General features: G+C 50.8%; 12 protein-coding genes and 1 pseudogene. 2 read left to right on the forward strand and 11 right to left on the reverse strand.

The window, feature by feature from the left end:
* Positions 1 to 14 precede the first annotated feature (14 nt).
* From IEW70_RS01275 to wecB, 4 genes are all read right to left on the reverse strand, one after another.
* Complete coding sequence (locus tag IEW70_RS01275; protein ID WP_188646115.1) at positions 15 to 1,124, reverse strand: DegT/DnrJ/EryC1/StrS family aminotransferase; 1,110 nt, start codon at positions 1,122 to 1,124, stop codon at positions 15 to 17.
* The gene (locus tag IEW70_RS01280) at positions 1,121 to 2,173 is read right to left on the reverse strand and encodes a Gfo/Idh/MocA family protein (RefSeq protein ID WP_188646116.1); all 1,053 of its coding nucleotides are present in this window, start codon (positions 2,171 to 2,173) and stop codon (positions 1,121 to 1,123) included. Before IEW70_RS01280 ends, IEW70_RS01275 begins: the two co-directional genes overlap by 4 nt.
* A gap of 155 nt (positions 2,174 to 2,328) precedes the next feature.
* Entirely contained in the window at positions 2,329 to 3,546 is a 1,218-nt protein-coding gene (locus IEW70_RS01285) for a glycosyltransferase family 4 protein (RefSeq protein WP_188646117.1), read from the reverse strand.
* 255 nt (positions 3,547 to 3,801) lie between these two features.
* Positions 3,802 to 4,866, reverse strand: coding sequence for a non-hydrolyzing UDP-N-acetylglucosamine 2-epimerase (gene wecB, locus IEW70_RS01290; RefSeq protein ID WP_188646118.1), 1,065 nt, complete (start codon positions 4,864 to 4,866; stop codon positions 3,802 to 3,804).
* A gap of 222 nt (positions 4,867 to 5,088) precedes the next feature.
* On the opposite strand from wecB, the gene IEW70_RS18025 reads away from it, so the two are divergent.
* Complete coding sequence (locus IEW70_RS18025) at positions 5,089 to 5,211, forward strand: hypothetical protein (protein ID WP_268234807.1); 123 nt, start codon at positions 5,089 to 5,091, stop codon at positions 5,209 to 5,211.
* Positions 5,212 to 5,246: 35 nt separating this feature from the next.
* Here IEW70_RS18025 and fabZ read toward each other — a convergent pair whose 3' ends face one another.
* The 6 genes from fabZ to IEW70_RS01320 form a co-directional block, all read right to left on the reverse strand.
* Complete coding sequence (gene fabZ / locus IEW70_RS01295) at positions 5,247 to 5,684, reverse strand: 3-hydroxyacyl-ACP dehydratase FabZ (protein WP_188646119.1); 438 nt, start codon at positions 5,682 to 5,684, stop codon at positions 5,247 to 5,249.
* A 300-nt stretch (positions 5,685 to 5,984) separates the two neighbouring features.
* On the reverse strand, positions 5,985 to 7,277 hold the full coding sequence (locus tag IEW70_RS01300; RefSeq protein ID WP_373285895.1) for an NAD-dependent malic enzyme: 1,293 nt from the start codon (positions 7,275 to 7,277) through the stop codon (positions 5,985 to 5,987).
* 54 nt (positions 7,278 to 7,331) lie between these two features.
* Positions 7,332 to 7,853, reverse strand: a complete 522-nt coding sequence (pgsA, locus tag IEW70_RS01305; protein ID WP_188646121.1) for a CDP-diacylglycerol--glycerol-3-phosphate 3-phosphatidyltransferase — start codon at positions 7,851 to 7,853, stop codon at positions 7,332 to 7,334.
* Positions 7,854 to 7,966: 113 nt separating this feature from the next.
* Positions 7,967 to 8,608, reverse strand: a complete 642-nt coding sequence (locus IEW70_RS01310) for a DNA-directed RNA polymerase subunit beta (RefSeq protein WP_188646122.1) — start codon at positions 8,606 to 8,608, stop codon at positions 7,967 to 7,969.
* 374 nt (positions 8,609 to 8,982) lie between these two features.
* Complete coding sequence (gene spoIIID / locus IEW70_RS01315) at positions 8,983 to 9,267, reverse strand: sporulation transcriptional regulator SpoIIID (RefSeq protein ID WP_188646123.1); 285 nt, start codon at positions 9,265 to 9,267, stop codon at positions 8,983 to 8,985.
* Between the two features lie 286 nt (positions 9,268 to 9,553).
* Positions 9,554 to 10,231: a M23 family metallopeptidase gene (locus IEW70_RS01320; RefSeq protein ID WP_188646124.1), complete on the reverse strand. Its 678-nt coding sequence runs from the start codon at positions 10,229 to 10,231 to the stop codon at positions 9,554 to 9,556.
* Between the two features lie 230 nt (positions 10,232 to 10,461).
* On the opposite strand from IEW70_RS01320, the pseudogene IEW70_RS17685 reads away from it, so the two are divergent.
* Positions 10,462 to 10,700 (forward strand): annotated as a pseudogene (locus IEW70_RS17685) (spore photoproduct lyase family protein); the annotation flags it as partial.
* 121 nt (positions 10,701 to 10,821) lie between these two features.
* Here IEW70_RS17685 and spoIID read toward each other — a convergent pair.
* On the reverse strand, positions 10,822 to 11,847 hold the full coding sequence (gene spoIID, locus IEW70_RS01325) for a stage II sporulation protein D (RefSeq protein ID WP_188646125.1): 1,026 nt from the start codon (positions 11,845 to 11,847) through the stop codon (positions 10,822 to 10,824).
* Positions 11,848 to 12,052: the final 205 nt, after the last annotated feature.

Below are 12,052 nucleotides of genomic sequence, written 5' to 3' on the forward strand. Positions count from 1 at the left end.
TCCATCATCCTCACTTATTGGTAAAAGACTTTTACCAGGTTGGCAATGTGTCGGATCATCTCTTCGGAAAGCTCCGGATAAAGCGGCAGGGCCATGGTCCGTTTGGAAGCGGCCTCCGCTACCGGCAAATCGCCTTCTTGATATCCGAGATCCCGGTAGACTTCCTGCAGATGCAACGGCACCGGATAGTAGGCGTTGGTAGCCACCCCGTTGTTTTTGAGGTGCTCCATCAGCCCTTCTTTGTTTTCCGCCTGAATGATATACAGGTGGTAAATGTGCTTCCGGTCCTCTGCGGCAAAGGGGGTCACCACCGGCGTATCTTTCAGCAGCTCATCATAGAGCCGGGCATGTTTCCGCCGGGCTTCGTTCCAGCTTTGCAGGTGTTTCAACTTAACCCGCAGGATGGCGGCCTGCATTTCATCCAGACGGCTGTTATAGCCGATCAGGCTGTTATAATACTTGGACTTGGGACTCCGTCCGTGGACCCGCAGGCTGCGAAGCTTACTGTCCAGCTCGGGATCGTCGGTGACGATCATCCCGCCGTCTCCATATCCGCCCAGGTTTTTGGTCGGGAAAAAGGAAAAGGTGGCCGCATGACCCAGGGAGCCCACTTTGCGCCCTTTGTACTCGGCACCGATCGCCTGAGCCGCATCTTCCAGAACGAACAGGCTGTGTTCTTGAGCCAAAGCCATAACTTCGTCCATATCCGCCGGCTGGCCGAAGATATGCACCGGGATAATCGCTTTGGTCCGCTCGTTGATTTTATCTTTGATTTGGGATACATCCAGGTTGAACGTTTTCGGGTCGATATCGACGAATACCGGCTTGGCTCCCAAACGGGATACGGATTCGGCAGTAGCAAAGAAAGTGAAGGGGGAAGTAATCACTTCGTCTCCCGGTCCGACCCCGGCAGCATCCAAGGTCAGCACCAGTGCATCGGTACCGTTTCCGACACCGATGCCATACCGGGCATCGCTGAAGGTAGCCACTTCTTCCTCCAACGCTTTCACTTCCGGACCCAGGATGTAACGGCCGCTTTCCAATACGTTCAATACAGCTTTTTCCACATCCTCTTTAATCCCGGCATATTGGGCTTTCAGATCCAACAAAGGTGTCTGCTTCATTGAGGGTCCCCCGCTTTCTTGCTTTTTCGTTCCAGATCCGACATCTTCACGGCTTTCCCGGTTTCCGCCGCCGTCTGGCAAGCGATCACCAAGGCCAGTGCCCGCCGCCCGTCCTCTCCGCTGACCACGGGTTGGCGCCCTTCTTTCACTGCTTCCGTCATGTCCTGAATGATGCATTGATGTCCAGGCACACCAAAGGGGTCCTCTTCGATACGTTGAACGGTTTTTTCCGTTTCTTCTTCGGAGACCCCTTCGAAGTTCCAGGTTTTGATCCAGTTGGCGGTACGCCCGCCGATCACTGCCGTTCCACTCTCACCGAACACGGACAGGGATTCTTCCAAGTTGCGGGGATAGATGGTGACCGCCGCTTCGATCACGCCCAGCGCTCCGTTTTTAAAACGCAACACGGACACCGAAGTATCTTCAGATTCAATGTTGCGCAGACGGGTGGCATGATAGGAAGAAACCTCTTCCACTTCTCCCATCATCCACAGGAGCAAATCCAGGTTGTGAATCGCCTGGTTCATCAGCACCCCGCCGTCGAGAGCTCGGGTTCCCCGCCAGGGAGCCTGGTCATAGTATTCTTGATTTCGATTCCAACGCACGGTGGCGTTGGCATGGCTCAATTTGCCGAACGCCCCTTCTTCCATCTTACGGCGCAACTCCTTCATCGCCGGACGGAAGCGGTTGGGGTGAACCACCGTCAGCAACACTCCATTCTTTTCGCACGCTTCAATCATCCGATCCGCATCTTCCAGTGTTAATGCCATCGGCTTTTCCACCACGACATGTTTGCCCGCTTCTGCGGCTTGGATGGTAAGTGCCGGGTGCAACCCGCTGGGTGTGCAAATGTTGACGACATCCAACCGATCCGATTGCAACATGTCTGCCAGGTCGGTATAGCCTTCTACTCCCTCTTGAAGAAAAGGCTCCAGGCGATCTGGATCCTTATCACACACTGCCGTCAACTCTGCACCTTTAACGGCAGCAATGGCATCCACGTGTTTTTTTGCAATATGTCCACAACCGACAATACCGTATCGTATCAACGATCGTCCCTCTTTTCTTCCAGCTCCGAACTTTTGTATGAACAGCCAGCCGACCGGCCGGCAGGGAAATGTTACACAAAGATTACAAAACTCGATTCCAATGTAACATAGCTGCAATGTTTTGGGTATCCCCTGAGGAGAGTCTTAACAAAATCTCATATTTTCTTTAGCTTTGACTTTACCTTACCCACCACTTCTTCATATAGCTTGCGCATTCTCTTGGCATTCTGCTGCCATGTCAGGCTGCCGGATTCGATATATGCCCGCTCCCCCATATCCCGAGCGATCCCGTTCTCATTGCGAAGAATGATCCCCAAGTAATGGGCCATCTCCTCGGAATCCTTCGGCTTGACCAAAAAACCCGTTTTCTGGTGTTGCAACAGCTCCGAAATGCCCCCCACATCCGTGGCAACCACCGGCTTGCCGCAACCCATTGATTCCAGCAGAATAGAAGGCAATCCTTCACTCAGACTGGACAGTGTCACAACGTTACTCGCATTGATCCATACCGGAATCTCATCATGGGGACGCCGGCCTATAAAACGAATCCGGTCACCCACCCCTGTTTCCCTCGCCTTTCGCTTCAGCTCCGACCGAAGCGGGCCGTCTCCCACTAGATACAGGTGGAAATCGGGATCTTCTTTGGCGACACGGGCAAAAGCCTCCAATAAATAGGGAACACCTTTGACCGGATACAGATTGCCGACAAACAAGACCACCTTTTCCTTCAACGGCAGATCCAGCTTGGTACGCGCTTCCTCCCGGGAGGTAGGATAAAACTTGTCGGGGTCATACCCGTTGTAAATGGTGGTAGCTTCCACACCGGCAACAATCTCTTGGGCATCCCTCTTTAACCGTTCACTTACCGTCACAACATGATCGTTCAGGCGCAACGCTGTCTCCGTTCGGATGTAAACCCCCTTGCTCCGTTGGGGATAAAGACGGATATCGGAACCGTGAATCGTGCTGACAACAGGAACATCGAAGACCTCTTTCAGTTTGGTTCCTGCATAACCATCGGGGAAAATCGTATGACAATGAATCAGGTCGAAGGGGAAGCTTTTGCGAATTTCCGTGATTTCCTTTACCAGACTGTTGTAATAAAGACGGCCGTAAGCGGAAAAAAACATACCCCCAGGAAACATCCAGGTGGGAACATATCGGATCGAGATGTTGTCCATTTTGGTGCTGGCGGGAAAGTTGCGGTATCCTTTCCACTTTGGATAAAAGGGAAAGCGGGGAATGGGTGACACGACCCGGCACTGAATCCCTTCCCCCTTCAAAGCTTTCACCTGGTTGTGGACAAAAATCCCTGACATGGGATTCGCCGGGTTGGGATACATGTGGGAAATCACCAATACTTGAAGGCTCATGGCAACCAACCGTCTCCCTCTATTTTGATCTCAATGTCATCAAGGAAGCCGCACAAGAATAAACGCTCTTTTCTCACACTGCATGGCATGTAAATCCAAACGCTTCTTCGATCGACCCTGCGCTTTTGCGGCTCCGTTTTCCCACTTGCTCTTTTGTCAAACGGTGGGGATCGATGGCAAAACGGCTTGCCGCAAAGCCGGCAACTCTCTGCTCGACCAGACACTTCAGCGGAAGTGATCCTTCCCTTCTTCCGCTCAAGCTTCGTTCAACAGGTGGTCTACGATCCGGTCGGCAGCCCGACCATCACCAAACACGTCTTCCACCTGGGTGAAATCCACGTTGAAGGATGCAACAGCGTGGAGAATTTGATCTTTGTCCGCACCGACCAACACATTGGTCCCTTTCTCAACCGTCTCCACCCATTCCGTTTCGTCCCGCATGGTGATACAAGGAACTTGAACCAAAAAGGCTTCTTTTTGCACACCGCCGGAGTCGGTCAAAATCTTTTGGGCATGGGCTTCCAATTGAAGCATATCCAAATAGCCCACTGGTTGGATCACTTTGAGATGCGGATTATCAAAAGACAACCCCTGTTGGTTCATTTTGTTTTTGGTTCGAGGATGAAGCGGCAGCACTGCCGGCACTTCCAGCTCGTTTAATGCAGACACGATTTGAGACAACCTTCGGGGATCATCTGTATTTTCTGCCCGGTGAAGAGTAATTAACAGATACCCTTTTTTCTCCAAACCCAATTCATCCAAGATCGTTGATTGTTGATCGGCCAGCTGCCGATTAAATTGGACGGCATCCGCCATGACATCGCCGGTCACGTAAACTCCCCGGGTCACACCTTCTTTGGCCAAATGGCGCACGGCGGTTTCAGTGGGACAGAAGAGCCAGGAAGAAACATGATCGGTCAGTACCCGGTTGATCTCTTCCGGCATCCGCCGATTAAAGCTGCGCAAACCGGCTTCGACATGAGCCACCGGGATATGCAGCTTGGACGCCGCCAAAGCCCCCGCGAGCGTGGAGTTGGTATCCCCATACACCATCAAGGCATCCGGCTGTTCTTTCATCAGCACTTCTTCCACTTTCGCCAACATTTCTCCTGTTTGGGCACCGTGGGATTTGGAACCGACTCCAAGATGGTAATCCGGAGCCGGGATTTTTAATTCGTCGAAAAACACATCCGACATCGCTTGGTCGTAATGTTGACCGGTATGAACCAATACTTCCTCTCCGTGTTTCCGCAGTGCACGGGAAACAGGAGCCGCTTTGATAAATTGAGGTCGTGCACCGACCACTGTCACCACTTTCATCGCAAACCCTCCTGCGATCTCAAAATTGAACTGGCACCTTTGCCGGTTTTAAAGCATACGATTCAATGAAAAGTCCTGATACATGACAACGGTGCGATGAAGCGGATGGTTCCGTTGATTACAAAAGGTTTACAGGAACTTTACATTCCCGTGATGAGCGGATGAATGACCGGCACCCATCCGATACTATATGTATCAGCTGCGCGAAAGGCGGGAAGTTACATGGAAGCGGAAGATAGCAGAGAACAACATCCGGGAGCCTGGACCATCGGGCTGTTTAACGGTGTCCTCTTCAGTTTACCCTTGTGGGTCATATTGTACCTGTGTGTCCGCCTGTTCATGTAAATCTCCGCCCCTCACGGCACTTTCCCTACTTATGTCTACTCTGCAGGATCAGCAATGGCAAACATTATTTCGCCCTCTGCCACCACCTTGTCACCGACGCGGGCCACTGCTTTTCCTTTGCCCATGGATGCACGCAAACGAAGCATCTCTACTTCCAGCGTCAACGTATCTCCCGGTTTAACCTGTCCCCGAAAACGGAATTTGTCGATCCCGGCAAAAAAGCCGATTTTCCCGCGGTTCTCCTCCAGCCCCAATACGGCTACCGCTCCGACCTGTGCCAGCGCTTCTACGATCAATACCCCGGGCATGACCGGATAGTCTGGAAAGTGGCCTTGAAAAAAAGGTTCATTCATTGTGACATTTTTAATACCCACTGCCCGTTTACCCATCTCACATTCCACAATCTTATCCACCAGCAAAAAAGGGGTACGGTGGGGGATCACTTCCTGGATCGCCCGTATATCCATTTCCATGATGTCATCTCCTTTTCCAAATCACCGTTTTCATTATACCGAAAACCGAAGAAAAACCCCACTTCTCCAATAATCATCCGAGAATGTCGAGTTGTGGGGCAGATCCAATTGTGCCGTTTCCGTGATTGTACCATAGTATCCCGTATACTCCACCCAAAAACCCGTATGAAAGCAACGGGGGCGCATTACAATAAAAAACGTCCCCCGGTTACCTAGGAACCGGAGGGTTCAAATAAAAGACACCGGAGGAAATCCTCCGGTGTCTGATTGATGTCCACGGAAAATCCGGCTAAAAGAACTTTAGACCGATTCTTCTCTAGCCACCCGTTCTACCGCTTGGGTTACCGCTTCATGGACACGGGGATCCAGCGGATGGGGAACCAGATCCCCCGGGCGCGTACTGTTAGCGATCGCTTCAGCTGCTGCTACCAGCATCGGGTGGGTAATTTCCCGTGCCCGGGCATTCAAAACTCCGCGGAAAATGCCCGGGAAGCCCAGGACGTTGTTGACAGATCTTCCGTCAGCGGCATAGGCGGCCCCCGCTTTCAGCGCTTCTTCCGGCCGGATCTCCGGCTTCGGATTGGACAAAGCCAAAATCACTTGCCCTTTGCGGACCATTTCCGGCTTGATCAACCCAGGACAACCGGTAGTTGCGATCACAATATCACATTGTTCCATCAATTCCGAGAGGGAATCCACCGGTGTGCCGCCGTATTCCGCCAAGCGCGCCTTGGCGTCATCTGACAGATCGGCACCATAGACACCTTTTACCCCGTAAGCTTTAAACATCCGGCAAATCGCCAGGCCGGCAGCCCCCAGTCCAATCTGTCCCACTTCCGCTTCTTTCAGGTCAACTCCCGCACTGCGGCATGCGGAAATGACCGCTGCAAGCGTCACTACGGCGGTTCCGTGCTGATCATCATGCATGACGGGGATCTTTAGCTCTTTTTTCAACCGTTCTTCCACTTCAAAACAATGAGGAGATCCAATATCTTCCAGCAAGACACCGCCGAAGGTTTGCGAGATATGCTTTACGGTTTCCACAATTTCATCGGGGTCTTTGGTATCCAACAGAATCGGAACCCCGCTGATGCCAACAAACCGGTCAAAAAGCGCCGCTTTGCCTTCCATGACCGGCATGCCGGCGATCGGGCCGATATCCCCCAATCCGAGAATAGCCGTCCCGTCAGTCACAATCGCCACGGTGTTGCCAATGCTGGTATATACCCAAGCTTTATCCGGCTCTTCTTCCAGCACTTTGCACACGTTGGCCACACCCGGAGTATACACCCTGCGGAGATCAGCCAGAGAGCGGATATCCATCCGGCTTTTCATTTGGATTTTCCCGCCTTCATGGGCTTTCAGCACTTCATCGGAAACGGCATGAAGCCGAATGCCGCCGTCCAAGTCGTGAATGGCTTGTACCGCTTCTTCGAGTTGTTCTTCGCTTTCACAGTGAATCGTGATGTTGCGCATGGTGGAAGTAGGTCCAACTTGAACCGTTTCGATTTCCCCGATATCTACACCGACCAAGCCGATTGCGGTCGCCAGCCGGCCCAAGTTTCCGGGAATCGACGGAGTTTCCACCAACATAGTACGGATAATATTGCGTTCTGCCAACCAAGACACCTCCGAAACGGATCCCGCTTACATCGTTTTCTCGTTCAATAGTTTAAATTGAAATAGATAAATCAGCGACGTCAAAAAGGAAAAAATGATGACGCCCCACAAAAACTCGCCTGCCACCGGATGGTCAAACATCAGCAAAAACAATGCCACATAATACAACACCGTCGTCAGCTTCCCCATGGCATTGGCCGGCACGGTCTTTTTGCCCCGGAAGTGGAAAAACGCCGATGCCACGATCATGCTTACATCCCGGAGGATAATGGCGATAGCCGCCGCAATCCCGATGCGGTTCGTCAAAAACAGGGATAAAAAGACCGCCAACATCATCAACTTATCCGCCAGCGGATCCAACATGATCCCCAGCTGCGTCACTTGACGGTGTTTCCTTGCCAGATATCCGTCGATGACATCGGTCAACCCAGCCAAGAGGAGAACCCCGAAAGCCCATTGTATCCGCCCCGGCAACTCCGAAAAGAATAATGCTAAATATAAAGGTATGAGTGCAAAACGAAGCAGCGTGAGTAGATTGGGCAAATTCATCGGGGTCCCTCCTTACGGTCCTGATGGTAGTATACCCGGTACGAAGCTGGATACGACGGATAACATGAAAGACCCCGCCCTGCCGAGAAGGTTTACGGCGGAGACGGGTCTTCTTACCCGTAGATCAAATTGTATAAATGCTCCCATAGGTTCCGGGTAAATAAATCCCCTATAGGTTGGTCTCCTATAATACTGTAACCGAGAATCAGTCCGGCAATCAAAGCAATCAAACAAATGAGCGGCAACCAGGTCAAGCTGTAGATCAGCCCTTTTTTCCACAGAGGGCGGGAAGAACCGGGTTCCGCTTCCTCTCTTTCCTCCATCTTCTCCTCAAGAAGAACTTCCGCTTCCAACGCAGCAGCAGACGTATCCTGATCCGAAGCCGGCAGGGGCTTCTGGTTTTCCGGCAAAGACTGCAAAGACTGCTTTTTATGCCATTTCAGTTCACCCGCAGGTTTCCTTTTATCCGAAAGCTCTTTGGCTGTATCAGGGGAAGAAGGGCTTTCCTTCTGGGCAACCTGTGTCTCTTCTGTGTGCGGCGCTTCTGACTCATCACCGGACTTGTCTGGTATCACCTGATCTGCGGATAGGGTTTCTGTCTGTTTCCTCTCCTCGCCGCGCAGGTCCTCAACGCCGTCCTTCACTGCTGGCTTGGCTATTGTGACCGCCTCCTGCTTCTCCTCATCAGACCCGCCGCTGTCGTTCAAGGTCATTTCGGAATCATCGCGCGGTTGTTCATTCTGTTCCCGCTGCATAGGCATCCACTCCATGCAGGAATTTTCAACGGGGGCAGCTCGTCCACCTCAAAAAGGAGCACGCTGATAATCGAACGATTGCCTATGGAAACGCACTCTTTCTATAGATAGAATATATCGCAACTCCTGAATGAAGTCTACTAGATAACGGGAATTGAAAAAGGAAAACGTTGTCTGAAAAAAAATCCAAGCCTACTCCCTAAAAAGAAACTAGGTGGAAAGGAACTTCCACCCAAAAGGCCAGCCGTACACCACAGCCCTGAGACATGAGCGCTGTTGTCCCCCGGATATGATACCCCTGGTTTATGTATATTCTCAGTACAATGCTGAACGGTTGGCCGATGGTTTACAGGTACATCGTTTCATGCGACGAATCAGGTTGTCTCCACCGGCCGTTTTTCCTTATGCGGCTTTTGCCGCTTATACTTGATTTTCGTTGCTTCCCCCCCACGAAGATGACGAATCGATTTGTGATATTCCAAAATCTCTTTGACCTGATTGGCCAATTCGGAGTTAATTTCCGGTAATCGTTCCGTCAAATCTTTGTGCACCGTGCTCTTGGAAACCCCGAATTCTTTCGCGATGGTGCGAACGGTATTTCGGGTTTCCACGAAGTAGCGTCCGATCTTGATCGTTCGCTCTTTGATGTAGTCGTGCACGGCCTTCGCCTCCTTCTCCCTAATGTCTGGTACATTATATGAGGCGTTTTGACGGTTATTCTCATCTAACAAGCCGTGACAAGCCAAAAAAGCGCTTCTTCGCCCCCAACCAACCCATCAAATCCAAAAAATGAGCCCTTACAGGTTTTATCCTTTATTTACCAAACCCTTTCGCAACGTTATTTTCTTAATAGGAAGGTTGTCCACCGATTGGGCGTTCACAGAGCAATTGAAAAAACCCTTCCCCCGTTTTCAGGGGGAAGGGCTTTTTCAGTATATGCCTTTTTCAGCGGGCTTGCTTCAGGTATGTTTCCGGGTTGACGGGTTCTCCGCCCTTTCGGACTTCAAAGTGCAAGTGAACGCCAGCTTCTTTTTCAAACTGATTGCTCCCGGCTTTGGCGATCACATCGCCCTGGGCCACTTTCTGCCCCTCTTTTACACGAACATCAGCCAAGCTTTGGTACACCGTGACCAAACCATTGTCATGACGGATCTCCACTTGTTGGCCATTCAGCGGATTCTCTTCTACGCGAATTACTTTTCCGCTCATCGCAGCAACGACTTCAAAGCTTTTGCCGTCTTTGCGGGCATAATCGATCCCGGTATGGGGCCAATAGGTGTTGGCGTATTTCACCAGCGAGGCTTCTTTGGATTTCTCCGAACCGGCTTCTTCATAATAGCCCATGGTCTGTTTGGCTTCAGCCCCGGCATCTGTCGGCAAAATCATAGATTCTCGCTTTTCGTCAGCGGGCAGAATCTCCTGCTTCAGTTCTTCCAACCCGGTTTTCGGCTGGGTAACGCCTTGATCCTGGGCGTTTTGATACCACCACACCAGGGTTAGAATGAGTGCTGCAGCCGCCATGTATACCGCCGGGAAAAACCACTTTTTCGCAAAGAGACGCTTCCACTTGAGTCGCGGCATTTTCTCGACATTTTTCACATTTTTAGGTTCTTCAGGTTTCATTTGGTTATCACCTCAGCATCCATTGTGGACAGAGGCAACCCCTTTTATACCTCGCCTTTCGGCATTTTTCATATTTTTTCAATCCATGAAAGCCGTATGTTTTTCGGTGGTCTGTCCAATTGAATCTCTTTCATTTATTTCTGTTGATAGATTAAGAAAACGGGGGGCATATTTTGGATTTCATACAGGCCAAACTAGGTTTGTATGATGATTTGTTACAGAGGGCTCGGTCCGACTTATCCTTTGAATTGATCACCCATCGGTTTACAAAGGCTGCTAAAAGAGTGATCAAGAACGTTATCCCAAAACGAAGCTCGAGATGGACGAAGAAAAATGAAAGAAAAAATGGGGCCGATATGGAAGAACCAAGTATGTCTACCCTGAAGAACAAATGAAGCAACTGCAAAATCATATGGAATCCGAAATCGGCCGTTATTTTCCACAAGCGGAGATTCAGTATTTTACCTGAACCAAGAAATTGCCCACAAGTTATCCACAATCACTGTGGAAAACCTGTGGGCAATTTAGATCCACTGTTCTAACCTTCCTGGCGTTTGTAACCCCTCGCGCTTTGTGTAATGGCTAAGGGACTATTTCAACACCTGATCCATATCGCCAAACTCTACCCCCTTATAATAATGATGCAGGATCTCTTGCCAGCTTTTCCCTTGTTTGGCCATCAAATTGGCTCCCCACTGGCTCATGCCGACCCCGTGCCCGGATCCTTTGGTATGGATAGTGAGCCGCCCCTTGTTTTGGGACAAGGTAAAATCCGTGGAGGCCAACTGTAATGCCTCCCGGATTTGACGTCCGGTAAATTGCTCATCCCCCACTTTTACCTGTGCAACACGACTTCCACTCGTCCGACGAGTGATTTGCAGCCATTTGCTTCCCGCTGTTGTCGCCACTGCCACCTGCTTGCCTGTATACCTCTCCAACACCTGAATAAACCGACTTACCGTCAAAGTCTTCGTAGCGTTAAATTTAGGGGATGCTTGATCCCACGGAGAAGGGACACTCCTTAAATAGGGGTATTTCTGTCGAAAATAGTCTTCGGAGTTTTCGGTGTATCCGTTACTGGTCGAAAAGAAGGCAGCATAGATGGGTTTGCCTTGATAAAGGATCACTTTTCCCTGTGTTTCCCGAACCGCCCGATCCACCCGAGCCAGATTTTTTTTGTAATCCTTGCCCCACTCCTTTTTCAACTGTTTCGGAGTGGCGTACACCTGATGGACCACCGTATCGCTTACCTGAGCGCCTTTTGCTTCCGGTCCCATTTTCGCCATGTCTGAGAAACTGCCCTTGGCCAACCGATCCACGATATAGGTCCGTGCAGCCATCGCTTGTGCCTTGAGTGCCTCCAGTTGAAAATCATGGGGCATTTCTGCCGCCACTACCCCCCGAATGTACAATTCCAGGGGTATTTCTTCCGTCCGTTTTTCTTTGGTAAGATACACTTTGACTTTCGGATGGTCAGGATAATCCTGAATGCCGGATACCTCCTTTCGTGCCGGCTTCTTATCAGGGGCGTCGGCTTGAAAACTGACCAACAGCGCAGGCACTGCCATCATGATGGAAATCAAGACCGTTGCCGCCATTACCAATCCTTTATGCATGCAACCCCGCCTCTCCGTGAAAGCTCAATCGGTGGACAACCTCCCTATCAAACTATGATCGGAATAGACAGGATTAGAACCGACAGAAAATAAAAAAGATCGCCCTTTCAGGCGATCAGCTTCATGACAAAGTTCTTCCAGCACAGCAGAAGAGCTCTCTTTTTTTCTGATCAAGTATAGCCTCAACAGTCCTTCAGGACGGTGC

Origin of the sequence: Marinithermofilum abyssi, assembly GCF_014641195.1 — a bacterium.
GTDB classification, from domain to species: Bacteria; Bacillota; Bacilli; order Thermoactinomycetales; family DSM-45169; genus Marinithermofilum; species Marinithermofilum abyssi.